General features: G+C 60.0%; 28 protein-coding genes and 1 pseudogene. 10 read left to right on the top strand and 19 right to left on the bottom strand.

From position 1 onward, the window contains the following. Window positions 1–43 precede the first annotated feature (43 nt). Genes OU694_RS05785 through OU694_RS05800 form a run of 4 tightly spaced genes read right to left on the bottom strand, consistent with a single transcriptional unit; the run spans window position 44 to window position 2,206 of the window. Window positions 44–511, bottom strand: a complete 468-nt coding sequence (locus OU694_RS05785; protein WP_308910031.1) for a DoxX family protein — start codon at window positions 509–511, stop codon at window positions 44–46. Next, window positions 508–1,062: an HvfC/BufC family peptide modification chaperone gene (locus tag OU694_RS05790; RefSeq protein WP_308910032.1), complete on the bottom strand. Its 555-nt coding sequence runs from the start codon at window positions 1,060–1,062 to the stop codon at window positions 508–510. Before OU694_RS05790 ends, OU694_RS05785 begins: the two co-directional genes overlap by 4 nt. After that, complete coding sequence (gene bufB, locus OU694_RS05795) at window positions 1,055–1,900, bottom strand: MNIO family bufferin maturase (RefSeq protein WP_308910033.1); 846 nt, start codon at window positions 1,898–1,900, stop codon at window positions 1,055–1,057. Before bufB ends, OU694_RS05790 begins: the two co-directional genes overlap by 8 nt. Window positions 1,901–1,930: 30 nt before the next feature. Next, window positions 1,931–2,206 (bottom strand): BufA1 family periplasmic bufferin-type metallophore, encoded by a 276-nt coding sequence (locus OU694_RS05800; protein ID WP_308910034.1) that lies wholly within the window; start codon window positions 2,204–2,206, stop codon window positions 1,931–1,933. A 129-nt stretch (window positions 2,207–2,335) separates the two neighbouring features. Between OU694_RS05800 and OU694_RS16380 the strand changes: the two are divergent. Beyond that, window positions 2,336–2,461, top strand: a pseudogene (locus tag OU694_RS16380) (cyclase family protein); the annotation flags it as partial. A 12-nt stretch (window positions 2,462–2,473) separates the two neighbouring features. On the opposite strand, the gene OU694_RS05805 reads toward OU694_RS16380, so the two are convergent. From OU694_RS05805 to OU694_RS05840, 8 genes are all read right to left on the bottom strand, one after another. Then, window positions 2,474–5,365 carry a tetratricopeptide repeat protein gene (locus OU694_RS05805; protein ID WP_308910035.1) on the bottom strand — a complete coding sequence of 964 codons (2,892 nt, stop codon included), beginning with the start codon at window positions 5,363–5,365 and terminating at the stop codon, window positions 2,474–2,476. After that, window positions 5,352–6,089 carry an OmpA/MotB family protein gene (locus tag OU694_RS05810; protein WP_308910036.1) on the bottom strand — a complete coding sequence of 246 codons (738 nt, stop codon included), beginning with the start codon at window positions 6,087–6,089 and terminating at the stop codon, window positions 5,352–5,354. The genes OU694_RS05805 and OU694_RS05810 overlap by 14 nt, the downstream gene beginning before the upstream one ends. Beyond that, entirely contained in the window at window positions 6,089–6,778 is a 690-nt protein-coding gene (locus tag OU694_RS05815; protein WP_308910037.1) for a hypothetical protein, read from the bottom strand. Before OU694_RS05815 ends, OU694_RS05810 begins: the two co-directional genes overlap by 1 nt. 32 nt (window positions 6,779–6,810) lie before the next feature. Continuing rightward, a complete protein-coding gene (locus tag OU694_RS05820; RefSeq protein ID WP_308910038.1) occupies window positions 6,811–7,467 on the bottom strand; it encodes a protein phosphatase CheZ in 657 nt (218 codons plus the stop codon). Window positions 7,468–7,530: 63 nt separating this feature from the next. Further along, window positions 7,531–8,247: a MotE family protein gene (locus OU694_RS05825; protein ID WP_308910039.1), complete on the bottom strand. Its 717-nt coding sequence runs from the start codon at window positions 8,245–8,247 to the stop codon at window positions 7,531–7,533. A 27-nt stretch (window positions 8,248–8,274) separates the two neighbouring features. After that, on the bottom strand, window positions 8,275–8,712 hold the full coding sequence (locus OU694_RS05830; RefSeq protein WP_308910040.1) for a DUF6468 domain-containing protein: 438 nt from the start codon (window positions 8,710–8,712) through the stop codon (window positions 8,275–8,277). 3 nt (window positions 8,713–8,715) lie between these two features. Beyond that, window positions 8,716–9,852 carry a flagellar motor switch protein FliM gene (gene fliM, locus OU694_RS05835; protein ID WP_308910041.1) on the bottom strand — a complete coding sequence of 379 codons (1,137 nt, stop codon included), beginning with the start codon at window positions 9,850–9,852 and terminating at the stop codon, window positions 8,716–8,718. A gap of 51 nt (window positions 9,853–9,903) precedes the next feature. Then, window positions 9,904–10,491, bottom strand: coding sequence for a flagellar basal body-associated FliL family protein (locus tag OU694_RS05840; RefSeq protein ID WP_308910042.1), 588 nt, complete (start codon window positions 10,489–10,491; stop codon window positions 9,904–9,906). Between the two features lie 340 nt (window positions 10,492–10,831). On the opposite strand from OU694_RS05840, the gene OU694_RS05845 reads away from it, so the two are divergent. The 5 genes from OU694_RS05845 (at window position 10,832) to OU694_RS05865 (ending at window position 14,953) form a co-directional block, all read left to right on the top strand. Then, the gene (locus OU694_RS05845) at window positions 10,832–11,578 is read left to right on the top strand and encodes a flagellar hook-basal body complex protein (RefSeq protein WP_308910043.1); all 747 of its coding nucleotides are present in this window, start codon (window positions 10,832–10,834) and stop codon (window positions 11,576–11,578) included. A gap of 32 nt (window positions 11,579–11,610) precedes the next feature. Then, window positions 11,611–12,396: a flagellar basal-body rod protein FlgG gene (flgG, locus tag OU694_RS05850; RefSeq protein ID WP_308910044.1), complete on the top strand. Its 786-nt coding sequence runs from the start codon at window positions 11,611–11,613 to the stop codon at window positions 12,394–12,396. A gap of 12 nt (window positions 12,397–12,408) precedes the next feature. Continuing rightward, window positions 12,409–13,143 carry a flagellar basal body P-ring formation chaperone FlgA gene (flgA, locus tag OU694_RS05855; protein WP_308910045.1) on the top strand — a complete coding sequence of 245 codons (735 nt, stop codon included), beginning with the start codon at window positions 12,409–12,411 and terminating at the stop codon, window positions 13,141–13,143. 41 nt (window positions 13,144–13,184) lie between these two features. Continuing rightward, complete coding sequence (gene flgH, locus OU694_RS05860) at window positions 13,185–13,955, top strand: flagellar basal body L-ring protein FlgH (protein WP_308910046.1); 771 nt, start codon at window positions 13,185–13,187, stop codon at window positions 13,953–13,955. A gap of 302 nt (window positions 13,956–14,257) precedes the next feature. Then, window positions 14,258–14,953: an HPP family protein gene (locus OU694_RS05865; RefSeq protein ID WP_308910047.1), complete on the top strand. Its 696-nt coding sequence runs from the start codon at window positions 14,258–14,260 to the stop codon at window positions 14,951–14,953. A 60-nt stretch (window positions 14,954–15,013) separates the two neighbouring features. Here OU694_RS05865 and dksA read toward each other — a convergent pair whose 3' ends face one another. Both dksA and OU694_RS05875 read right to left on the bottom strand, forming a co-directional pair. Then, entirely contained in the window at window positions 15,014–15,445 is a 432-nt protein-coding gene (gene dksA / locus OU694_RS05870) for an RNA polymerase-binding protein DksA (RefSeq protein ID WP_308910048.1), read from the bottom strand. 208 nt (window positions 15,446–15,653) lie between these two features. Next, window positions 15,654–16,073, bottom strand: a complete 420-nt coding sequence (locus OU694_RS05875; protein WP_308910049.1) for a flagellar assembly protein FliX — start codon at window positions 16,071–16,073, stop codon at window positions 15,654–15,656. A 243-nt stretch (window positions 16,074–16,316) separates the two neighbouring features. Between OU694_RS05875 and OU694_RS05880 the strand changes: the two genes are divergently transcribed. From OU694_RS05880 to OU694_RS05895, 4 genes are all read left to right on the top strand, one after another. Then, complete coding sequence (locus tag OU694_RS05880) at window positions 16,317–17,438, top strand: flagellar basal body P-ring protein FlgI (protein ID WP_308910050.1); 1,122 nt, start codon at window positions 16,317–16,319, stop codon at window positions 17,436–17,438. After that, a complete protein-coding gene (locus tag OU694_RS05885) occupies window positions 17,438–17,797 on the top strand; it encodes a rod-binding protein (protein ID WP_308910051.1) in 360 nt (119 codons plus the stop codon). Before OU694_RS05880 ends, OU694_RS05885 begins: the two co-directional genes overlap by 1 nt. 3 nt (window positions 17,798–17,800) lie before the next feature. After that, the gene (locus OU694_RS05890) at window positions 17,801–18,271 is read left to right on the top strand and encodes a hypothetical protein (protein ID WP_308910052.1); all 471 of its coding nucleotides are present in this window, start codon (window positions 17,801–17,803) and stop codon (window positions 18,269–18,271) included. 632 nt (window positions 18,272–18,903) lie between these two features. Beyond that, on the top strand, window positions 18,904–19,734 hold the full coding sequence (locus tag OU694_RS05895; RefSeq protein ID WP_308910053.1) for a flagellin: 831 nt from the start codon (window positions 18,904–18,906) through the stop codon (window positions 19,732–19,734). 103 nt (window positions 19,735–19,837) lie between these two features. Here OU694_RS05895 and pseC read toward each other — a convergent pair whose 3' ends face one another. From pseC to OU694_RS05920, 5 genes are read right to left on the bottom strand one after another with little or no spacing between them, the layout of a single operon-like run. Next, a complete protein-coding gene (pseC, locus tag OU694_RS05900) occupies window positions 19,838–21,025 on the bottom strand; it encodes a UDP-4-amino-4,6-dideoxy-N-acetyl-beta-L-altrosamine transaminase (protein ID WP_308910054.1) in 1,188 nt (395 codons plus the stop codon). Window positions 21,026–21,032: 7 nt separating this feature from the next. Next, the gene (pseB, locus tag OU694_RS05905) at window positions 21,033–22,070 is read right to left on the bottom strand and encodes a UDP-N-acetylglucosamine 4,6-dehydratase (inverting) (RefSeq protein ID WP_308910055.1); all 1,038 of its coding nucleotides are present in this window, start codon (window positions 22,068–22,070) and stop codon (window positions 21,033–21,035) included. A gap of 44 nt (window positions 22,071–22,114) precedes the next feature. Further along, complete coding sequence (locus tag OU694_RS05910) at window positions 22,115–22,891, bottom strand: class I SAM-dependent methyltransferase (RefSeq protein WP_308910056.1); 777 nt, start codon at window positions 22,889–22,891, stop codon at window positions 22,115–22,117. A gap of 37 nt (window positions 22,892–22,928) precedes the next feature. Next, window positions 22,929–23,972, bottom strand: a complete 1,044-nt coding sequence (locus tag OU694_RS05915; protein ID WP_308910057.1) for a hypothetical protein — start codon at window positions 23,970–23,972, stop codon at window positions 22,929–22,931. A gap of 42 nt (window positions 23,973–24,014) precedes the next feature. After that, window positions 24,015–25,046, bottom strand: a complete 1,032-nt coding sequence (locus OU694_RS05920; protein WP_308910058.1) for a GHMP family kinase ATP-binding protein — start codon at window positions 25,044–25,046, stop codon at window positions 24,015–24,017. Between the last annotated feature and the right edge of the window lie 5 nt (window positions 25,047–25,051).

Genomic DNA, 25,051 nt, shown 5'->3' on the forward strand with positions numbered 1-25,051 from the left:
ATTTGTGGGGGAAATAAAGCGTTTTCCTGCGAAAAAGTCGCAACTAATCTCTACTTTTGCGAAAAAAAGTCATCTCAAGCACACGGTCAAGGCTAGCAGCCCCGCCTCCCGTCAACGAAAGTGATAGAAAACCGACCATCCATGGCAAATGTTCCATCCAATAGCTGGGGTAGACGAAGAGCTGGATGACCAAAGCCATGAGGAGAAGCCCGAAGGCCGCAAAGCGGGTGCCGAGACCAACCAGCAGCATGGCCGGCAGGATTGTCTCGCCCAGCAAGGCAAGTTGTGCAGCAAGGCCAGGGTCAAGGAGCGGCAGCCTGTATTCTTCTTCGAAAAGTGTCACGGCAAGATCCGAGGGCACCCAGAAACTGTCACCTGCTTTCGTGCGCCCGGATGCATAAAAAAGCGGCGCGAGCCAAAGGCGCACTGCGAGCGGCGCCAATGCAGTAGCGCCCGGCAGGCTGGACAGCCACGCTGACCCCTGCTGATATCTGATTACAAGCGCGCTCACGCTGCGTCCCCTTCTAGTTCAACATGCACTTCGCCGCTGCGTCCGGCCACCAGCACCTGCTGCCCGCCCGCGCCCATGTCCACAGCCTCTGGCGCAATATGACCGCTCGCCGCGCGCCACAGGTCAAACACCGGGTGGGCACTCGTGAGCCGTGCTTCGGCGTCTCCGGCCCGGTTCTGGATGTCGTGAATGAGCCATTCGAGCCGCGCGAGGTCGGCCAGATAAGGCAGCGACTGCGTCGGTGTAAAATCGGTCAGGAAATCACCCATGCCGGCGCCATAATCGTTAAGCACCGCCGAGTGCGGCGGGTGGGCCCTCACGTAGGCACGGGCAACGGCGCGCCAATATTCATCGCCGACAAAGGCACGGCAGGCGGGATAGCGGTCCATCAGCGTATCGATGAGCCCAAGCCGCAACGTGTTGGCATGGATGCGCAGCCGGGCATGCGGATCAAGCCCGTGGCCATTCACGGCAAGGCCAATCACGGGTTCGGGCCCGGCGCCTAGTATTTCGGCCTTCATGGCCTTCTGCAGCGTCGCAAGATCAGGCATGGACGGCGTATCCTTCGATCAGAATGGCGCGGGCTTTTTCGCTTTCATCTACAAGCTCGGCAAGCGGCGGGATTTCATTGTCGCGTTCCAGAAGCGTCGGCTTCGGCCCAGCGCGCTCAATCAGCCGGCGGTAAAGCGCCCACACGGCGTCGCTGACCGGGCTGCCATGGTCGTCGATCAGGATGGTCACGCCTTCCACCTCGCGTTCGATGTGCCCCGCCAGATGGATTTCGCCGATGCGGTCGGTATTCACCCGGTCGATATAATCCGCCGCGCTGAGGCCAAGGTTGCGGGCGCTGACCTCGATGTTATTGACATCCAAGAGGAGCCCGCAGCCAGTGCGGTCGCAAAGGGCCTCCAGAAACTCGACCTCCGGGATCGAGGGGCCGGTGAAATCAAGATAGACAGAGGGATTTTCCACGAGCAGCGGCCGGCCGATCTCATCCTGTACCCGCGCCACATTGGCAGAAACCACATCAAGCGTTTCGGCATTCAGAGGCAGCGGCAACAGGTCGGCGAGATACGCCCCGCCCGAGACAGACCAGGCAAGATGCTCGGAAACGAAGACGGGCCGGTAGGTTTCCACCAGATGGTGGAAGCGGGCGAGGTGGGCTTCATTGATCCCTTCAGCGGACCCGAGCGACAGGCCGACACCATGAAGGGAAATCGGATAGTGTTCGGCGATCCGGTCCAGATAGCGGCGGTGCGGGCCGCCGGCCATCATATAATTTTCAGCGTGAATTTCGAAAAAATCGACGGCGGGTCGCGTGTCCAGCACGGCATCATAATGCATCGCCTTCAGGCTGATGCCCACGGTGCCCTTCCCCTTGGATGCCATGACGCGCGCCCCGCCGCAGATCAAGCCGGATCAGGCCTTGGGGGCTTCGGTCGAGCCGCCAGCAAGGCGCTCGCAAAGGCCGGCGGGTACATAGATCCATTCGTCTTTCGCATGGTCTTCTTTCGCCTGTCCGGCGCAGCTGTGGCTAGCCGTGCCGCAGTCGTTGGCGCCCTTGGCGACAACGCCGTAGCACTTTTCCTTGCCCTTGTTGCCTTCAGCGGCCACCGGACCGGCAACGATCATCGAGGCTGCGAATGCGGCACCCGCCGTGGTCATGGCCAGTTTGCCAATCGAGGTCATTTTCATGGGTATTTCCCCTTGCACTAGACTTGGGCCGAACCCCCTTGGCTCGGCCTGGGGTCATATTGGCCGCGGCGTGTTGCGAAGGGAAATCATAAGACTGTCACGTGTTGGTGAGACAGTTCGCGCACCCTCATCCCGATCGTCGAACATCTGACCGGGCTCGACCGGTTGCCAGACGCGGGTTTCAGCTTTCATGCGGCGCCCATCAAGCTTGAGGACGTTGGCACCTTCCCGGTGCGCGCCTATGCGACCTTCTGATACCGCAGAGAATCAATCGTCCGAAAAGTCGTTCCGGTAGTCCTTGAGGAAGGATTGCAGGCCGGAGACATTGGCGATCTGGCTGACGATCTGGCTGATCTCGCCACCGGAAAGATCCTGCGGGCCGGTCAGAAGCGCGAAGGCATTGGCGAACTCGCCTTCCTTCATGTCCCCGGCAAAGCGGCGGCGCAGCACGGCAAGGCCTGCCTTGTTCTCGTCGAACGTCATGGCGATGGCAAGACGCAGCAGCTGTACCCGGTCCCCCGGCTCCAATGGCTCGCCACCTTCACCCTTGCCATCAAGCAGTTTCAGGCCGGCGTCCACCATTTTCGGCCAGTCTTTCGATTGCCAGTAGATGTCAGCCCTGAGAAGGTTCGACGCCCGGTCGTTATCTTCCTCGATCAGCACCTCGGCTTCTTCATAGCGGCCAAGTTCGGTCAGTGCCCGGGCTTCAACCAGGCGGCGGTCCAGCTCGATTTCCACGGGCAACTGCGGCTCGCGGGTCGCACGCAGGGTGCCAAGGGCACGCTCGGGGTCACTGTTCAGGAGATAAAGCTTGGCCAAACGCGAGGCGATGGCCGCACGGGCCGCCCCTTCCGTCCGCACTTTCACCTGATATTCAAGGAGTTCCGCTGCCTGATCGATCAGGTCAAGCGCGACAAGCCTGTCTGCAAGGCGGCGGATCATGGCATCGCCGTCCGCCCCGAGCGGGGTAAGCTCACGGAATTTGTAGAAAAGCCCGATGGCCGCCACCGGGTCCATCCGGTCAGCTTCGCCCTCAAGGTAAAGGCGGCGGAAAATCTGGCTCATCTTGGCGGACATCCGGGCCTCACGGGCGCGGTCCGGGAAATAGGTGACCCCGATGCGCAGGCGTTCCAGCCCCTCTTCATACCGGCCAGCCGCGAAATAGAGGTCGGCGAGTTCGTTTAAAAGATCAAACTCGAGCCCGTTGCCGCGCCAGGCGTAACGCAACTGTTCCAGCGTCTCGATGGCTTCGGTGCCGCTGAGGATACCCTTGCGGATATCGTGGGCTGCCCGTACGTGACGGGCTTCGGCACCAATATCGCGCTGTGGTGCCATCGCGAGACTGTCGTAGGCGATGAGGGCGTCTTCTTCACGACCTTCAAGTTCGTCGATCCGTGCTGACAGAAGTACGCGCTCGGAAAGCTGCCTGTCAGTCAGGGCTACGCCGCCGAGCAGTTCAAGCTCGCGCTTGGCGAGTTCCATGTCGCCGGTTTTCATGGCCGCGCGGATGACGGCGAGCTGGATATCGGCCTTGTCCTTGTCGTCATAGGGGCCGAGCACATCGACGCCGCGCCTGTAATTGGCAAGGGCTGCCTCGGGCCGGTTCAGGCCTTCATCCACCAGCACCTTCCACAGCGACACATCCTGTTCGGCTGTCAGGCTGTCGTTGCTGAGGTCGGCGTCTGCGGCCTGCAGCCTCCCCTTCTTGACGTTCGCAACGCCGCGCACCGCCAGATATTCGCCGTTTCCGGTCAGCGCCGGGTCTTCATCCAGCATCATCTCCAGGATAGCCAGCGCCTCAGTCGCACGGCCATGCGCCAGATAGAAACGGGCCAGATCCCAGCGGGCTTCGTTGCGGTCGTCCGCCGGGCGCAGGGACAGCGCATAAAGGAGTCGGGTGCGGACCTCGTAATAGTCCTCCACATCGCCTTGCCGCCATGCCTTGAAATCAATGAGCCGCCGCAGGGCCTGATCCCGCGCGGCATCCCCTTCTGCATAGCGCGCATCACCGCTCATGATCGCCACGCCGTCGCGGAAACGCTCGACCCGGACTTCATCCGAATAAGGCACTACAACGATGCCCTGTGCTGTCTCGCCAACCTCGGCGACAGTGTAGCGGAAGGCTTCGGCCATCCCCTGCCCGCCTTCGACCAGTGGCACGATCACGAGATCGTCGCCGATCAGGGGGTCGGCGACAGCAATACGACGACCGGCCGCACCAGACGCGATGAAGACCTGCTGGCCGGATGGCGTGTCGATCCGTTTGATCGGCTTCAGCGGAAAGCGCGGCGCCGTGCGCAGCGGCTTGAAAGAAAGTTGCCAGCCAGCCCCATCGCGCATCACCGAAAGGCTCGGATCCCCCTCCAAGGCAAGGCGCAGGATCGTTGCGTCCGGATGATCGATCCGGGCAACCGATGTAATCACCCCTTCCGACCCGCGCGCCAAAGCAGCAGGATCAACGGCAAAGGGTCTGTCGACCACCAGCCAGGCCTCGCTCGAACGTTTGAAGAAGGCAAGTCCCACATCCGGCTCGGTGATCGGCAAGGTGAGCTGCACGCCCCCCTCGGCCAATGCCCGGAAGACAGGCTGCAGGCGCGGATAGTCTGCACTGCGTCCCTCGAAAGTCGGCGTTTCGGCGGCGGGCTCCGGTGTGGTTTCCGGTTGCTGTACCGGTGTTTCTGCAGGTGGCGTCGTCTGCGGGCGGCTCGGCGCGTTGCGTTCGGCAGCACTTGCAGGCGCCACCGACTGGCCGGAGACAACCGATGCGGGCGCTACATCCATCACATCAAGAACAATGGAGTTGCCGCTGCGGAAATGGCGCGGCCCCGCCCCTGCCGGCATCGTCACGGTTACAGTCGTGATATCGCCTTCCCGGCTGATCGAGGGTGCGGCCATGCCGCGCAGCACACCCCGACGGATCGCGCCGAGGTCGGCATCGAACCCGGCTTCAATCCTGATGGTCAGCACATTGCCGTCAGTGCGCACGGAATAAGGCACTTCACGCGGCAGATCGAATACCGCACGACTATAGTCCGTGTGCTGGCCGACGCGAACGGCAATCGTGCCGAAGTCCACAGCCATAACAGGCAGGCTCAGGAGCACAAGCAGGGCCCAGAGCATCTGCCGGAGCTTGCCTTGCACGCCTTCAGAAAATGTCATACGGCCCCCGTTCGCCTGCCTCGTCAATGAAGACGATATCGATCCGTTCGGCCAATTCATAGCGCGTCTGCAGGGTCATCGTCTGCCCCAATTCTTTAAATCTTGTATCGGCATAGCCGACGGCGACGACGGGGCGGGCATAGCCGCGCGAAGCCAGAAGGCCAGCCACCATCTGACTGCGCGCGATGGAAAGTTCCCAGTTCGACCGGAAAAGGCCGCTTTTGACCGGCTCCTGATCGGTATGCGCGGCGATCACGATGCGATTGGCGATCTGGCTGAAGGTCGCGACCAAATCCCCCGCTGCCGCGCTTGCGCCGGGAAGCAGATCAGCCGTTTTTCCATCGAACAGGCGGTTTGCGGGGATTGACAGCACCACACGGTCGCCGATCCGGTAAGCCTGCGAACCTGCCAGCGCCTCGCTTGTTGTGGTCGCGCGTTCCAGAATGCTCAGAAGATAGCCGGGCCCCACACCGCGCGCCCGCGACTGACGCATGCTTTCGGGTGCGTCAAACTCTTCGGTTTCCACCATGGCGCGGGTCGGGTTGAATTCGCGCTGGAAGGCCGTCACCACGGTCCGCCAGCTGTCATACTGGACCGAATTCATCGAATAGATCAGTACGAAGAAGGTGAGAAGCAGCGAAAGCAGGTCGGCAAAGGTGAGGAGCCAGCTGGCATCGCCGCCCCGGCGCACCGATTGTTCCTGCTGACCGACCTCGGGCAACATCAGCGGAACTCACCTTCGCTGGCGGACAGATCGACATCCGCGCCGCTCGCCAGTGTCGGTCGGAAGACCACAAGGATACGATCCTCCGCGTGCGCCGCGAAACCGGCGCCGTAGGTGCCGCCTTCAAGCCCGGCGTCGCGCAAGAAGCGGGCAAGAGAGCCCGAACGGCGAATGGCAATCTCCTGCCCACGGGTGAGTTTCGGCGTCACGGCCGCTTCGCCATTGCCGAACAGGAACAGCACCTGCTGGCGCTGACGGGCTGATGCGCCCTTGAGCATGCCAAGGATACGCCCGAGGAATGCTTTGCGATCCGACCGTACCTCCGTATCGACGCCGGAGAAAAGCGCACTGACCGGGATATCCAGCTCAAGGATGCGGCCGCCGGCCCCTGTGAAGCGGCCCTCGATGGCCATTTCGGCAAAGAATTCCCCCTTGATGCTGGTCAGCAGGTCATCGGTCGGGGCCGTCTGCTCGGCCGGATCAAGGCCCGGCGGAGCAACCGGGGACGACGCTGCGGAGAAAGTGCCGCTCACGCTGTCCATCGTTTCCACGGCCTTCGCAGGCGCATGATTGGAAACCGCATTCAGCACGATGAAGAAGGCGAGCAGGATCAGATAGAGCGAGACGAACAGCCCCATTGTGCCGTCAATCGGCGGCTGGCGCCGGATATGATGGTCATCATGCAACATGGGGATGCCGGGCTCTCCTCCGTGGGCCGCGATCAGTCGAACATGGCGAGGATGGCGTCGATCTCATCCTGGCTGTTGCCCTGCCCCTCAAGCTGAGGGCCGTGCAGCAGATCCTTGTCGTTCACGGCGACACCTTCATCGTCTTTTTCAATCTCCGCTTCGGCGGCCGCTTCCTCGACATGCGTATCGCCGATGGCGTCGGCAAGGCTGTTGAGACGCTCTTCCAGATGCTGCAGGATGCGGGCGACCTTGGTCACGCGCTGGCCGGTCAGATCCTGAAAGCTCGAAGCTTCGAAAAGTGTGATCGCGAGATTGCCGAGCGTGGCTCCCATGTCGCCCTCAGCATCTTCCGCCATGGCCTCGAGCGTTTCCGCCACATCCATGATCGACGTTGCGGCCGCATCGGTGGCTTCCACGATGGCGTCAAGCTGCTCCGCCGCATCGGGGATCGAGCGGTTCGACAGGTTTTTCGGCCCGAGGTCCGAGAGAACATGCTTGGCCGCCCCGATAAACAGGGTCAGCTCCCGCAGTTCCGAGGCGACTTCATCAAGCTCGTCATCCACCACCGTGCCGCTCATCAGGCTGCCGACGACGTTGGAAATCTCGGCAATCGCGACATTGTCACCCCGATCCTGGCGCAGGGCTTCCGCGCGGCTCTCAAGGCTGACTGGTTTGGCTTCTTTGGTCATTCTGAAACTCCGGTGCCGGGCCTGCCGGCAAACTGAAACTGTTCAATCAGCACTCTAAGCAAATCAATTATTACCTTGAATATCCTCAATTTTTGGCGCCTGAGCAACATTGGCAAGCTCGGTCGTCAGGCGTGAGGCCGCGTCGGGGGACATCTTGGCCATCAGCGCCGCCACCTTGAGCGGCTTCATTCGCGTCACCAGATCCATCTGGGTTTCAAGCCCCAGCATTTCGAAACGCGGCGCTGCCTCTTTCGCGGGCATCGTTTCATAAACCTTCACGATGCTGGCGAGTTGTTCGGCTTCTTGGTCCTCGAAGACCTTGAGGTGGCTTTTCACCTGTTCTTCCAGCACTTTCAGCTGGCCGATCTTGTCATCAATCCGCTTTTCGAAGGCGAGCAGCGTTTTTTCCTGCTCGTCAAGCTCGCGGGCGCGCTTGTCAAGCTCCAGCCGGCGCTGGCGAAGCTGGCTCAGAAGTTCCATCTCTTCGCTCGATGGCAGGCCGATGATTGCCGGTGCCCCGGTGTCTGCGGGCGGTGCTGCCTCATCGGCAGCATGCTCGACACTTGCCGCGTCCTGATTTTCGGTCGTGGCCGTTGCTTCCTGTTCTTCCGCGTTCGCCGCCGAGAACATCAGGTCAACGCCTGTGTAGATATCGACCGTACGGCCAACGAGCGCCAGCGCGGCCACACCGATCAGCAACGGAAACAGACGGACGCGGCGCCGCGTCACGATATCGGTGCTCGGTGCCTGGTCGTTGGCTTCGTTAAAGATTGGGGTCATTGGCCTGCCTGATCCTGATTTACAGCCTCAGCGCGCTTCCCGGAGCGCTGCGAGGATTTCTTTTTGCTGGCGCGAACCGGCTGCCTTCTCGGGCTCTTCCGTCGGCGTTGCTTGCGGTGCTGCTGCAGACTGCGAATTGCCGCCCGTAAGCCCGCGTTCGATCCGGTCAGCCAGATTGTTGCCTGCCTCGGTGATCAGTTTCAGCTCGTCGGAAAGGGCCCGCGCCTTGCGGATTTCGCCGCCAAGCTTGCCTTCCATTTCCTGCGCCGAATGCTTGAGGTTCGCGATGCCGCGCTGGGCATCGACCACGGCATTGTTCAGCCGGTCGGTCAGTATCTTCAGCTCCGCCTGACCTTCGCGGATGGTGCCAAGCCGGGCATAAACGACCCAGCAGCTGACAATCGCCAGCACAAGGAGGAGCGCCAGCACACCATCAACGATCAGACCGGCCATTTCAGGCAGCATCCCCTACTCCTCCATATTCGCTGAATGCAGGCGCTCCGCCGTCCGGCGCACCTGCACCGCCATATGTTGGCCCGCCCGCCCGATGGCGCCGCTGACCATGGCAACATCACCGCATTTTAGCACGATTTCATCGCGCGGTGTCTTGTTAAAGACCACGGTTTGCCCGACTTGCAGGTTCATCACCTCGCCCAGCGACATTTCGGTTTCGTCCATGATCGCCATCAGGTCCACATTGGCGCGCCACAGTTCGGTCGCGAGGTGCGTTTCCCAGATGGTGTCGCGGCCGAACTTTTCGCCCATGAAACGCTGCAGCAAGAGCTCGCGGATGGGTTCAAGCGTGGCATAGGGGAACAGCACTTCAAGCCGCCCGCCGCGGTCTTCCATATCGACCCGAAGCTTGATAAGGACAGCCGCGTTGGGCGGCCGGGCGATTGTGGCGAAGCGCGGGTTGGTTTCCAGCCGGTCGAAGGTGAAGTTCACCGGCGACAGCGGCTCGAACGCACCGCACATGTCTTTCAGCACCACCGAAATCATCCGCTCCACAAGCGTCTGTTCGATCGTCGTATAGGGCCGGCCCTCAATCCGCATCGCCGCCGTACCGCGGCGCCCACCAAGAAGCACGTCCACGATTGAATAGATCAGGCTCGAATCAATGGTCATCAGACCATAGTTGTCCCACTCCTCGGCGCGGAACACGGCCAGCATGGCCGGCAGCGGGATCGAGTTCAGATAGTCGCCGAAACGGACCGACGTGATGTTATCCAGCGAAACCTCGATATTGTCCGATGTAAAGTTACGCAGGCTTGTGGACATCATGCGGACCATGCGATCGAAGATGATGTCCATCATCGGCAGGCGTTCGTAGGAAACGAGCGCGCTGTTGATCAGGGCGTGGATGCCGGTGGTTTCGCCAGCGTCGGCATCGCCGTCAAACCCGAGAAGACTGTCGATCTCGTCCTGATCGAGCACCCGGCCGGGGGCAGCCCCGGACATTTCCTCGTCGTCTTCTTCAGGAGGCGCATCTCCGCCTGCCATGGCCTCCCATTCGGCGGCCATTGCATCCTGATCGTCGTCACCGCCGCCTGCCATGGCTTCCCACTCGGCCGCCATTGCCTCGTCATCGATCGGTTCGTCTGCCATCACTTTTGCCTTTCGGGCTTGCCTGCATGGTTACACGCACACATGCAAGAATCAGCCCTGAATCAGAAACTCGCGGAACAGCACATCCTTCACGCGGGTCGGCGCCACCGCCTGATTGATCCGCATCAGCAGCTCTTCCTTCAGGCGAAACAGGCCCGCCGCACCGTCAAGGTCTTCAGGCCGCAGTTCGCGCATATAAATGTTCAGTTCATCCAGAATGCGGGGCATCTTGGCATCAAGATCGGCAAGGAAGCTTTCGCGGTCCACTTCAAGCGAGATGGTCACCGTCAGGAAGCTCGAACCCGAGCCGTCCGTTTTCAGATTATAGGTGCGGCGGTCCAGATCCCTGAACAGGATTTTCGTCGGCTCGTTCTCGGCGGCCTCCGAAGCCGCGCTCGCTGCATCGCGCCCGGCAACGTGATCCGCCCCCATCTGGTCGAGCTCGGCTTGCGCCTTTTCCGCGTCGGTTGGTTCAGGATGATCTTCGCCGCCCCCGAAAAGCGACATGATGCCAAGCACCGCGAAAACGAGGAAAACCAGACCGACAACACCAAGAACGATAACCTTGCCGTTGACCTTCTTCTTTTCCAGGCCCTCTGTCAGCGCCTCATCACCAATGCCTGTAGTTTCTTCCGACATGCCTGCCTGCCTTTGCCTTCGGGACGCGCGGGGGCCATACATACCCCGGCTCGCAATCATCGCGAAGTTTATCTTTATTATTGCGCGGTTAACAAGCCGTGAAACCGGAACATGCGGAATAAAAATCCTGCAGGCATCATGATTGTCGCTGCCCTGCCGATCTTGCCGCCGGGCGGCAGAAAGCGACGGCAAGCTTTTCCCCGGTCGAGCGCATCATACCGGCTGCCGACCCACATCCCTTTGAAATATATTAAATATTCTGACTGGCATGCTTCATGCTTTTTCCATGCCGAACAAAGCCGCGCCAGACGGCATGAATTCGGTACATTGGAGAAGGATGATGGATTCCACTCTCTATATCAGCCTGTCCCACAGGATGGCTCTCAGAAGGCGCATGGACGTAGCGTCCCACAACGTTGCCAACATGTCGACGACCGCCTTCAAAAAGGAAAGGGTTGCGTTCAGCCAGTATCTGATGGACGCCCCCGGCGCCGAAGCGGCAACCCGCGGCAAGATCGCCTATGTGCTTGATCACGGCGTGATCCGCAATCTCGAGATCGGCCGCATGGTGCCGACGGAAAACCCCCTCGATATCTATATCGACGGCAAGGCCTATTTTTCCGTCCGCGCCCAGAACGGCGACACCCTTTACACCCGCAACGGTCGCATGATGATCGATGCCGACGGCGAGCTTGCCCTCACCTCCGGCGAGAAACTTCTGGATGATGGCGGCGCGACGATCGAGATGCCCGATGGTTATACCTCGGTGGCGATTGCCGCAGACGGCTCGGTTTCCACGAATATCGGGCCTATTGCGAAGCTGCAAATTGCTGCCTTCACGGACGAGCAAGCCCTGCAGCGGCGTGGTTCCTCGCTGTACGAGACGAACGCGCAGCCGATGCCTGTGGACCAGATGCCCCGCATCACGCTCATTCCGAAGGCTGTGGAAGAATCCAACGTCAACCCCATCGAATCCATGATGGAAGTGATGGAAGTTCTCCACGCCTACCAGAAGTCAGCCAAGTTCGAAAAAGATTACCAGGACATGCGCAAGGACGCGCTCGACCGGCTCGCCCGGGTCCAGTAAGCGCCGCCTTATAGCACCGAAAGGAAGTTCCGATGAAAGCCATGAGCACCGCAGCAACCGGCATGTTGGCCCAACAGCTCAATGTCGAGGTCATCTCGAACAACATTGCCAACATGAACACAACCGGCTTCAAGCGTTCCCGCGCCGAGTTCCAGGATCTCTTGTACCAGAATATCGAGCGCGTCGGCGCCAACTCCTCGGACGCCGGCACCACGGTCCCGAGCGGTATTCAGGTGGGCGTGGGCGTTCGCGCCTCGGGCATCTACCGCATCACCGAACAGGGCGCGCTGTCGATCACCGGCAACCAGTATGACTTTGCGATCAACGGCCGCGGCTACTTCCGCATCCAGATGCCGGACGGCACGGATGCCTATACCCGCGCCGGATCGTTCCAGATCGACCAGACCGGCCAGCTTGTGACGCCTTCGGGCTATATCGTGCAGCCGAACATCACGGTGCCTGAAGACAATATCGACATCACCGTCAACGAACAGGGCGAGGTGCAGGCCAAACTTCAGGGCCAGACAAACCCGCAGGTTCTGGGGCAGCTCGAACTGGTGATCTTCCCGAACGAGGTAGGCCTTGAAGCCATCGGCAACAACCTCCTCGTCGAGACGCAGGCGTCTGGTGCCCCCGCCATCTCCACCCCCGGCCAGCCGGGTTATGGCACCGTGCTGCAGGGCTATCTCGAGAATTCGAACGTGAACCCGGTGAGCGAAATCACCAGCATGATCACGGCGCAGCGCGGCTACGAGATGAATTCGAAAGTCATCCAGGCCGCCGACGAGATGATGAGCGCCACCAACAACCTGCGCTGATAGGAGGCTAGAATGACCACCCGGCACATCCCGACCCGTCGCCCGCTTCGCACGGCCATTGTCGCCGGCCTTATGGCCGCGCTGTCGGCGCCTGCCATGGCCGCCACGCTCGACACCCTTGTCGCCAGCGAAATCGAGACGCGTTTCGGCGGCGATGTGGAAGTTCGCATCTTCGGCAAGGGCAACGATGTCGTTGTCGCCGATGCGTTGGCGGGTGGTGTCACCTTCGAAGCACTGGATGTGACGGCACGGCGCGACCGTTTCACTGCAATCGCTCTCGTTCCCAAGGCAGACGGCGGCAAGGTTCGCTATGATCTCCGCGGGTCGCTTGAGGACATGCGCGCCATGCCGGTTCTCACCCGCGCCGTGATGCCGGGCGAGACAATCCGCGAAAGCGATATCGGCTGGGCATCCTTCCCGATGCGGACGCTGCGCAGCAATGTGATCGACGACGTGGAAAATCTGGTCGGCCGCACGGTACGCCGCCCTTTGCAGCCCGGACAGCTGCTGAATGCGGTTGATGTGAAAACCCCGGTTGTCGTCCGCAAGGGGGCAACCATCGCAATGAAACTGACAAACGGCGCCATGCGGCTCGTGGCCGGTGGGCGCGCACTTGAAAATGGCGGGGTTGGTGACACGATCCGGGTAATGAACCTGGCATCTCGGCAGACAGTGGATGCCGTCGTCACCGGTGACGACACGGTCGAGGTCGTGACCCTGCAATCCCACATTCTGGCATCCCGTTGAGTTTGGAGTGAACCGGCGAACGGCCGGGCAAGGAGAGTGACATGAAAAGCTATCCTCTGAAGAAATCCGCCTCCCTCCTGATGGCGCTGGCGCTTGGCGCGTGCGGCGCGATGGACCGTATGTCCGAGATCGGCAAGGAACCGGCGATGACGCCGATTTCCAATGTGGCGGCCCCCGCACAGCAGCGCTCGATCAGCCTGCCGATGCCGAGCCAGGAACCGCAGGTCTTTCAGGCGAACTCGCTGTGGCGCACCGGTGCGCGAGCCTTCTTCAAAGACCAGCGCGCGGCACAGGTTGGCGACATCCTGACCGTGGAAATCAATATCGAGGATCAGGCCAAGATCGGCAATTCGACCGCCCGCAGCCGCACGACGGCAGAAGGCGCCGGCCTGCCCAACATGTTCGGCCTTGAAACTCTGATTGGCAAAGGCATCGGCCAGGTCAGCGGCACCGCCGGTGCGGCAACCGATCCTTCGAACCTTGTGACGGCGGATTCGTCCTCATCCTATGCCGGCACCGGCACTGTGGACCGCAGCGAGAGCATCTCGCTCACCGTGGCCGCCATCGTTACCGAAGTGCTTCCGAACGGCAATCTGGTGATCCAGGGCCGTCAGGAAGTGCGCGTCAATTTCGAGAAACGCGAGCTTCTGCTCGCCGGTATCGTGCGGCCGGAAGATATCTCCAGCGGCAATACCATCCAGCACACCCAGATCGCCGAGGCACGGATTTCCTACGGCGGCAAGGGCCAGATCACCGATGTCCAGCAGCCGCGTTATGGAACGCAGCTATATGACATCATCTTCCCGTTCTAACGACTGAAAGGAGGTTCTGACACCCAGGAACGCATTGTACTTCTTACCGAATTAAAGCCAAACTTATCTGCAGATTTGCAGTGGCCGGGCGCCTCCGTGGCGACCGGCCCTTTTTTCTTGCGCGAGGCATAAGCATAAGTTGCATCCCGGCGCTTGCCGCCTATCGCTCGTACGCATAGGCTGCCGCACAATCAAAACATAAGGGGAAGAATGATATGAAAGCCGAAGCGGCCTTCAAGCCCTGCAGTCCAGATGAATGCGATGCCTGCCTCGTACGCTTGGGTGAGGCGGAGGCCTGACCTATGCCAAGACTGACTTTCCGCCCCCTGTCGCCCCTCGGGCGGCTGGGCTGGCTGCGCGCCTCGCTCGGCGCACTTCTCGGCATTCTCGTGACAGGGTTCGTGACCCGCTGGATCGAGGGTGACAGCAGCATGTTGCCATGGCTGATTGCTCCGATGGGAGCCTCGTCGGTGCTTCTGTTCGCAGTGCCGGCAAGCCCGATGGCCCGCCCATGGCCTGTCCTCGGCGGCAATACGATATCGGCCCTTGTGGCCATCGCCTGCCTGCCGCTTTCGGATGACCCCGCAATCGTTGCCGCCATCGCCATCGCAGCAGCCATCGGGGCAATGAGCGCCCTTCGCTGCCTTCATCCACCCGGAGGCGCGGTGGCGGCAACCGTGGCACTGGGCGGGCCAGCGGTTGCAGCCTTTGGCTGGTCGTTCGCTTTCCTGCCCGTGATGGTCAACACTGCCATCCTTGTCGCCGCCGCATGGGTTTTCAACAACCTGACGGGGCACCGGTATCCGCATGCGGCAACGCCCGCCGAGCCTGTCCCTCTCGCGACCGGTTTCGACCTCACAGAAGACGATATCGAGGAAATCATCAAAAATTATGATGAGGTGCTGGATATCGGCCGCGATGATCTGATCCGCCTGATCCGGATTGTCGAGGCTCAAGGCCGCAAGGGCGACCGTTTCGAAAGCGGCAGCGGCATCTGAAGCAAAACAAAAGGGGACCTGCGAGGCCCCCTCATGCGTTTCACAAGCCCTGAAAACCGCTTACTCGTCGCGGTGGACCTTTTCGGCCCGCTCGTGCGCTTCCTGCGCTTCGATCGTCATGGTGGCGATCGGACGCGCATCCAGACGCCGCAGGCTGATCGGATCACCCGTCACTTCGCAGTAACCATACTCGCCATTCTCGATACGGCGCAAAGCGGAATCTATCTTGGAGACCAGCTTGCGCTGGCGATCACGTGTCCGAAGCTCCACCGACCAGTCAGTCTCGGACGATGCACGATCCGCAATGTCGGGCTCGCGCAGGTTGTCCTGCTGCAGGTTCTGGAGAGTCTCTGCGGATTCGCGGAGGATATCGGCCTTCCAGGCCAGGAGCTTGCGGCGGAAATATTCCAGCTGCAGCGGATTCATGAACTCTTCATCCGGGGACGGAACATAGCCTTCCGGAAGTTTGATCGCTGTCATTGTCTCGGTCATAGTCGCTCCCACTACAATGCACTCCCTGACGGGCATGAGGCCGCGACCGGCCGCTGTCCGCCATACAAGCAGCCCCCTTTTGTCCCCCGGAGGCTCGCGGGTTATATAATGATTTCAGGCTGGACGGGCAAGACGTAATAAAATTGCAATGCTGGCGCTTCATTTGGCGCCGCACAAACAACCGGTAAGCGACTGTAATGTATGGATTTCAGTAGCCGAGCTTGGCAAGCTCGACCTCGGCCCTCAGTTCAATGTCACCCAGAATCTCCGCAAGCTTGGGGTCCGCTATCCGCCCGCGCTGATTCCGTGCGAGGTCGGCAAGGGTCCTGAGATTGCCTTCCGGGATGGCACCAAGAAGCAGGCCGCGCCGCACTTCCTCTAGCATGTCGAGCATTTCGTCGGCCCGTTTCAGGCCCTTCGAACGGCCGACCGTCGCGTCCGGCACTTCCTGTACGCTGAGCAGCACATCAAGGGATGCAATCGGCGACGCCCCCCTTGTGGAAGCGGCACTCGAAGCATGGCTCGTCTCATCGAGTTCGGACGCAAAAGACGATCCATCCGCACTGCGGCGGCGGGATGTTTTCTGGATCGACTTGGATTGGATCTGGCCTGGGCCAAAAATCTTCATGAGACCGAACCTGCCTTGATACGATGGCACGGGACGACACAACCGATACGCTGGTGAGCCTCCCCATGCGGGCATTATGCCATATCACCCCATGGCGTACATAGGTTTCTGTACCGTTTCAACCCCTGCCCCCAAGATTGTGGCATTTGGCCACCGTCTGGCATGCTTCTCGCATCATATGCTGGCAAGAAGCCACAGCCCGGCAAGAAGCGCCGGGTGGCCCCTGTTTGAAGGAAGTCCGAAATGACCCGTTCGATCATCCGTCTGCCGCTTGTCCTTGCTGCCCTCTGCGGACTTGTGCTGCCAGCCCTGCCGGTGGCAGCCGCCTCGCGGATCAAGGATATCGCAGCGGTCGAAGGCATCCGGGAAAACCAGCTTATCGGTTATGGCCTTGTCGTCGGCCTTAATGGCACGGGCGACACGGTCCGGAACTCTCCTTTTACCCAGCAAAGTATCGCTGCCATGCTCGAACGCATGGGTATCAACGCCAAGGGCGTGACCATGAAGCCGGAAAATGTTGCCGCCGTGATGGTCACGGCCAACCTCCCGGCCTTTGCCCGTCAGGGTACGCGCATTGACGTTACCGTTTCCTCGATGGGCGACGCGAGCGACCTGAATGGCGGTACACTGCTTGTCACCCCGCTTCTGGGCGCCGACGGTGAAGTTTATGCCGTGGCGCAAGGTGCCATGGCCGTGGGCGGCTTCTCGGCCGGTGGCGACGCTGCCACCATCGTACAAGGCGTGCCGACGTCGGGCCGTGTGTCGAACGGTGCGATCGTCGAGCGCGAAACCACGTTCCAGCTGTCAGACATGAACAAGCTGCATCTGGCGTTGCATAACCCCGACCTCACCACTGCCCGCCGCGTGGCGGAAGCCATCAACGAGCATATGGGCGAGCGACTGGCGGAAGCTACCGACCCGTCAACCGTTCTGCTCAGCCGTCCGGTCGGCTACAAGCTGCCGCTTGTTGCCATGCTTGCCGAGATCGAGCAACTGTCGGTTACTCCCGACCAGCGCGCCAAGGTGGTGATCGACGAACGCACCGGCACCATCGTGCTTGGCTCCGAGGTTCGCATCAACTCGGTGGCGATCGCGCAGGGTAATCTCACGATCCGCATCTCCGAAACCCCCGTGGTTTCGCAGCCCAATGCCTTTGGCGAGGGGGAAACGGTCGTCGTGCCCCGCACCCAGGTTGACGTGACGGAATCCGGCCCCAAACAGCTTGGCATCCTTCAGGAATCGGTCAGCCTGCAACAACTGGTGGACGGCCTGAACGCTCTGGGCGTGGGCCCGCGCGACATGATTTCCATCCTGCAAGCCATCAAGGCCGCAGGCGCCATGCAAGCCGAAATACAGGTGATGTGATGATGGACAGCGGTCTCCTCACCCTGCCCCAGGCCGATATCGGCTCGTTCGAACGCTCGAAGGCACGCCTTGAGGCCGCCAAGAGCGCGGCGACGCTGGAGCCCGGCGCCACCCTCACCGACGCCCAGAAAAAATCCGCCCGCAAGGCTGCCGAGGATTTCGAAGCGGTCTTCATCACGCAGATGCTGAATCCGATTTTCGAGGGTCTTTCCACCGACAGCATGTTCGGCGGCGGCCAGTCGGAAGAGGTTTATCGCTCGCTGATGCTCGACGAAGTGGGCAAATCTGTTGCCCGTCGCGGCGGCTTCGGCATTGCGGACAATGTCTATACGCAACTCTTGAAACTGCAGGAGGCCTGATCCATGCCGCGCGACACGCTTGAAACCACACCTGAGGCGCCGATCGTAACCGGCCATGCGGCCAAGCTCGTTGACCTGACGAGGCAGCTTGGTGACCTGTTCCGCCGGGAAACGCAGTTCCTGCGCCAACAGCGCCCCGAAGTCGCGCAAAGCCTGCACGGCGAAAAAGCGCGCCTGATTTCGGAATATCGCGATACCCTTGGCAAGCTGCAAACCAACCAGCACCTTCTGGGCGCTCCTGATTCGCCACAACGGCAATATATCCGCTCGATCACCGACGGATTCCGCGAAACCCTGAAGGAACATGCCCGGATCGTCCTGCGCCTGAAGGCCGTCACCGAAGGGATTGTGCGCTCGGTCGGCGAAGACATTGCTCGTCAGAACAGGCCGGTGGCTGGCTATGGCCGCAATGCCGCCGCCCGTCCTGCGTCGGTTGCCCGTCCGACCTCCATTGCCATCAACCAGACGATCTGATCCGTGCGGCCGGTGGCCCCTCCGGCTCCGCCCCAGGTTCCCTGGCCACAGGCCGAGACAGAAATATCCGGTGGCGCGACCCGCGCTGCCAGCCCAGCCCGGTTCCAGCCCATGCTTGAAGAAATTCTGAGCGCCAGTGACTGCGATGCCCGTCCGGGCTCGTTTTCGCATTTTGCCGGATCCGCTGGCGCCAGTTTACAGTCAGGCTCTGCAACGAGCCTTCCGCTGACACAGCAGAATCCCCTTCTGCCGGTTCCCTATCCCTATCTCACCTTGCGCACCTTCCCGATCATACCAACCTCGTCCTACGCGTGTAGCGACAACGCACCCCGACGGCCGGCGAGGAAGCGGAAGCGGGACGACGAAACCAAACCTTGACAGGCGCGGCGGGCAACAATCGCCGCCTGGGACGTTCCAACTATGCCGCTCCGCAGCAGAATCTGCCCGTTTGCACCCGCCTGAGGTGGCATGTTTTGCCCCCGCGACTCGACGACATTGAAACTGCCAATTCTACAAAATATCTATATATTTCAACATATTATAAATTTTATAAAAACTGGCACACCTCTTGCTGATCACTAGGCAAGCCGAGAAGTCGGCGGGTTCGAAACGTCTAGTGGAGGAGAGGTTAAATGGCCTTCTCAATTAACGTAAACGCCAGTGCGCTGAGTGCACTTCGTAACTTGGACAATACCAACCGGTCGCTGAATACGACCCAGACCCATATCAACACGGGCCTGAAAATTTCGTCCGCCAAAGATAACGCCGCAGTCTTCTCGATCGCGCAAAAGTTGCGCGGCGACCTGCGCGGCCTGAACGCCGTGAAACAGTCGCTCGACCGCGGTATCTCGACCGTCGACGTGGCTCTTGCGGCTGCTAACGCTATCTCCGACCTTCTCCTTGAAATGAAGGAAAAGGCCGTGGCTGCCGCCGACCAGGGGCTCGATTCGACGAGCCGCCAGGCGCTGACACAAGACTTCCGCGCGCTGCGTGACCAGATCAGCACGATCATTGAAAACGCTTCGTTCAACGGCACCAACATCATCGATGGCGGCACTGACCAGATCGTGGCGATCACCAACGCCGATGCGACCCAAACCCTGAGCGTGGCCCACGAAAACCTGACGCTGGGTTCGAGCGCGATCCCGATCGATGCCACGCAGGAAATCGGCACCCTTTCCGATGCAGCGCTTGCTGTGACTGAGGTGGGTCAGGCAATCAACAACCTGAACGCCGTTCTGACCCGTCTGGGCTCTGGCGCGAAGGCACTCGAGCAAAACCGCATCTTCGCCGGCACGCTTTCCGACGTGATCGAGGTGGGTATCGGTAACCTTGTCGATGCCGACATGGCGAAGGAAAGCGCGAACTTGCAGGCCTTGCAGGTCAAGCAGCAGCTGGGTATCCAGGCGCTTTCGATCGCCAACCAGTCGCCGCAGCAGATCCTGTCGCTGTTCCAGGGTTAAGCCGAACGGGCCCATGGGCCCCGGCAAACACGTTTCGCCCGCCGCGCCTCCGGTCAGAAGATCGGGGGCGCTCGTTTTTTCTGGGCAGTCACTTCAGGCAAGTTCAGCCAAGCAGGCGGACGAGCGCTTCAACCACGCGCTCAGGCGCATCGCGCGGCATCGCGGGAAAGATCGGCAGGCTCAGCACACGATGGTAATAGGCAGCTGCCCCCGGCAGGTCCTGCGTGCCATATCGAGCCCTGTAATAGGGTTGCCAATGCAGCGGGATATAGTGCACCTGCGTGCCAATCCCTTCCTCCGCCAGCGCCCGCATCAGGCGCGCACGCGTAGTGCCAAGGGCCTCATAATCGATAAGGACAGGATAAAGGTGCCAGGCGGAAAGGCCCGGCATCCGCGGAATCGGCCGCAACAGATTATCGTGCGGCTTCAGGAGGTCGTCATAACGGTTGGCGATGGCACGCCGCGCCTTGATGAACCGGTCAAGTTTGCCGAGTTGGGAAAGGCCCAGCGCACACTGGAAATCGGTGGCGCGGTAATTATAGCCAAGTTCCTGCATCTCATAGAACCAGGGATTGGCCTCGCCGCCTTCATCAAGCGCCAGATCGGTAGCCGACCACCCCTCCTCGCCCCGGCGCATGTCATGCCCGCGCAGCCGGCGCAAGCGCGCAGCAACAGCCGTATCGTTCGTGGTGACCATGCCCCCCTCGCCCATGGCGATGGTTTTCACCGGATGCAGCGAGAAACAGGCAATATCTTCCCACTGCCCGTCACCGGGTGCGCCGCGGCCCTCATATTCGGCACCGATGGCATGGGCGCAGTCTGTGATGATCGTGGCGCCGGCTTGCCGGGCAATGGCGGCAATCTCTTCCATATCAGCGATCTGGCCGTTCAGATGCACCGGCAGAACCGCCTTCACCGAACCATCCGCCGATGCAAGCGCCGCCCTGAGGCTCGCAGGCGTCAGCAGGCCCGTATCGGGGTCGACATCCGCGAACACCACTTCGGCCCCGCACATGCGCACGGCATTGGCGGTGGAGAGGAAGGTGACCGCCGGCACGATCGCCCGGTCGCCCTCCCCGAGCCCTGCCGCGATGCAGGCAAGATGCAGCGCCGTTGTACCGTTCGAGCAAGCAACAGCCTCGGCCGCCCCCACGCATGCTGCAAAAGCCCGTTCGAACTCGGCAACCTTGGGCCCGCCTGTCAGCACCGGCCCGCGCAAAACCTCCACGACCGCCGCGATGTCATCATCGTCGATAGAGTGGCGGCCATATGGAAGGAAATCCGCAGGCATACTGATTTCAGGCCGATTGGGCGGGGATCTGCGCGAGAATCTCCCGCAACTCTTCAACCGTCATCCAGCGGTCGTTCTTGTCGCTCGCATATTCAAAATCGGGTGCAACCAGTGGCTGGCCTTCGGATGCGAAAGACTTGCGGTCCCAGAAGTTCCATTCCGGCTCGATCACGTAGCGGTCTTCAAGGTCGACCGTAGTGCGGGCATTATGCTCGGTGATCATCAGCTCGTGCAGCTTCTCGCCGGGGCGGATTCCCACGAGCTTCTTCTTGCAGCTCGGTGCCAATGCCTCGGCAAGATCGGTGATCCGCATTGAGGGGATTTTCGGCACGAAAATCTCGCCGCCCCGCATGATGGGCAAGCAGGAAAGCGTGAAAGCCACCGCCTGCTCGAGCGTGATCCAGAAGCGGGTCATATGGATGTCGGTGATCGGCAGTTCGGTGGCGCCGTCCGCCAGCAGTTTGCGGAAGAATGGGATAACACTGCCGCGCGAGCCCAGCACATTGCCGTAGCGCACCACAGCGAAGCGCGTACCCGTGCCTGCGGCGAGCGCGTTTGCCGCCACGAAAATCTTGTCCGACGCCAGCTTCGAGGCGCCGTAAAGGTTGATCGGGTTCACCGCCTTGTCGGTCGACAGCGCGATCACCTGCTTCACGTTCGAGCGGATCGCCGCCTGCACCACATTCTCGGCTCCGACCACGTTGGTGCGGATACATTCGAAGGGGTTGTATTCGGCAAGCGGTACCTGTTTCTGCGCGGCGGCATGAATGACCACATCCACCCCGCGAAACGCCATGATCAACCTGTCCACATCGCGGACATCACCGACGAAGAAACGAACCTTGCCCTGATCCCGCCTCGACAGGCTGTTCTGAAGCTCGAAATGGGCATTCTCGCCCCGCGCCAGAACGATCACCCGGCGCGGATTATGCTCGGCAAGAAGATGCCGCAGCATGGCCTTCCCGAACGACCCCGTACCCCCGGTGATCAGGATCGACTTGCCATTGACCTGTTCATTGAGGAGGCCTTTCATATCTGCAAGCATGCTTTTCAATCCCCTCACGTTACCAACAATCAGGCCGCAGTCATTTAAATCGGACGCGCCCTGACAAGTAGATGCCACCCCAACTGCCGTTCCAGCGCCCGAAACATTTCGTCAGGCATGCTCTCGAACCACGGCTGCCTGACATACTCATAGCGCTTATAGGGTTCAATTTGGTACGGGAAAATATGGTCTTGTCTGCAGTCAACGACATCAAACCCTGTCAGCAAGTCGCGCACTTCCTGTTCGGTGTAGGTATAAGCCACCGGACAACCGAACTGCGCTTCTGGCTGGTCCAGCCCTTCTTCAATCATCGCGGCCTTCCAGCTGTTGCGGGCATAGAGCATGATACGCAGCTCTCCGTCAGGCTTGATGAGCTTGCGAATTTCCGCAATGGCGCGCTCTGGCGAGGGGGTATGATGCAGAACCCCGAACGAGTAAACGAGATCGAACGTCTCTCCGCCGAGCAACTCACTCAACTGCTCTGCATTACCCTCCAGCAGGCGACCGTCCAGACCAAAGAGTTCAAAACGCTTCCGCGTTATATCCAGGCTTTCGGATGACAACTCAACAGCCGTATAATGTGCACCATTGCGGGCGAAGTTGACGGCATCGGTGCCAATTCCGCAGCCAATTTCCAGAACCCTCTTTCCTCTCCAGTCGGGAAAGCCGGCAAAGCCCGGGATATGAGGTTCGACGAAATATTTCCGCGCTTCGACCTGGTCAAAATACTCTTGTGTACCAACCTCGGCAGGCGAATGCCGGATATTGCATGGACGGCCATTCCAATACTGCCGAACTTCCTCAATTGTTACTTCCGTCATTCTTCACCCCCCAAAAAATCACACAAGTTCATACTATTCACAGTACTCTCTCGTCCAAAGACACATTGTTCAGACCCCAGCCCCGTCCGTTCAGGCAGACCTGCTTGCCACGCCAGTGCCAGTAAAGTGCAGGAACGACAAAGTTCCTCTCCATGGACGGGAAAACACCCGCCAGACCTTCAACCTTGCGCTGAGGCGCGTCTAGCAAGCCCCGAATGAGTGAATTCAGCTTCGCACTTTTCAGGGAACGATTGAGGTATCGCGCCAAGCTCATTCGCCACCCGGAAGTCAACAATGTCACTTTACGGCTTGTCATGCGATTATGTGCAATCTTGTACAGCCTGCAGTCATCAGGCATGAGAATTTCCCTTGCCCCACTTGCCACAGCGGCATGAAGCGCGAGACTGTCAATCTCTAGGCACGCAACGGAACAATTCTCCGGCACCCCTCGGATGCCATGCCAAATCTCGCGCCCCATAAGCATGAAATCGCCACAGGCATTGGTGTGCAAAGGCTTCAAGCCATAATATGCGGCCATTGCAGAGGAAAGCGTTCCGTGATGCTGCACAACCGCTGCAGCCAGCATTGCCTCCCGGTCCGCAGAGGTAGCTGCCGCAAGCCCAATGGTCTTCTCTGGATCAACATCGTATCGGTCCAGGCGATATACGGCGTCATCATTGAGTTCTTCCGTAGAAAGATATTGAAATACCCCATCACTCAAGAACACGTCGGAAGAGAGAGAGGTGATAAACCTGCCTCGCGCCCTCCTAAAACCTACATTCAAGGCGCGGCCAGGATGCATTTCCCTCTCAGCGGCCCCTCTGAAACCACGGTGGTTTGTTGAAGGCACAGTGATAATCCGCAAGCTAAAATTGGCACCAGAAGTGTAGCCTGCGAAGATTTCATGAAGCGCGGGCCTGTCAAACGGCGGGTTCCATTCTACCAAAATGTACTCAACGCATATACCAAACTTGCGAGCCTGCTCCTCGACCATTCCTACCGTGGAGCGCAAGCGATCTTCATAGCCTTCTACATAGCCATCGTTTCTTGCGAACCCAACAAAACTGATAAGAGGTGTCACTGGCACTATCCTATTTGGAGAGAGGGTAAAGGGTGGAAGTCACTATTCCTCATTCATCGCCCACACTCTTTCGTAATACTTCGCGTACTCTTGATCCTGATTTAGCAAAACCTTGGGCCCCTCCGCCTCAAATCGGACAGGTACCTGGACATGAGCAGAGAAATGCCGCGAAATTCTTTCCTTGTCGCCTTCCCTCAAAAACAGCATGAGAAAGCCACCACCACCCGCACCGAGGACCTTGCCACCGAGTGCGCCCTGATCGCGCGCTTCAGCGTACAAATCGTCGATCACCTTCAGACTCACTTTCTCGCTTAGCGATTTCTTGAGCTGCCAGTTTTGATGGAGCAACAGACCGAAATCATCAAGCGACCGGCCGTTGGCGAGAATTGAATGGGCCTCTCTTGTAAAATTTGTCATCTCGCGAAGGGCTGCTTCACGTGCCTTGAAGTTGGCAACCTGCGACTGGGCAATCATCGACGCCTCACGAGACTTGCCTGTGAAGATAAAAAGGAGCCGTTTCTCCAGCTCTTGCTTGCGGGCAGTCGTAAGGCTGACCTTGCTAATCGAAACAGACCCGTCCTGCGCTATACTGCCAAAGTTGAACCCGCCGAATGCCGCAGCAAACTGATCTTGGATACCAACAGTTTCGCCAAGGCGGTGCCGCTCAATCTCATACACCTCCTGAGCCAAGTCATACTGTGTGCTGTCATGCCCTGTCATGCAATTAAGAGCCGTCAGGAAAGCCACCCCGAACGTGGAACTGGACCCGAGACCTGCGCCATGGGGAAGATCGCCAAAATACACGACGTCGATGCCGGACCGAATATCACGTTTCTGCAACGCAGCTCGCACGAAAGGGTGCTTTATCTGCTCCAGAACGGACGTGTCTTCGAGTTCCCGCCAAACTATCCTGTACCGGAAACGGTCGGCCGAAGGTTTGCGACGCAGAACAATCGTAATGTGATGGTTGATTGTAGAGGACAGGAATACGCCGCCATTCTCCGAAAACCACTCCGGATAGTCGGTCCCCCCTCCGAAGAAGGAAACGCGATATGGTGCCCTTGCGACAATCATCTTGC

Source organism: Pseudokordiimonas caeni (assembly GCF_026719705.1).
GTDB lineage: Bacteria > Pseudomonadota > Alphaproteobacteria > Sphingomonadales > Kordiimonadaceae > Gimibacter > Gimibacter caeni.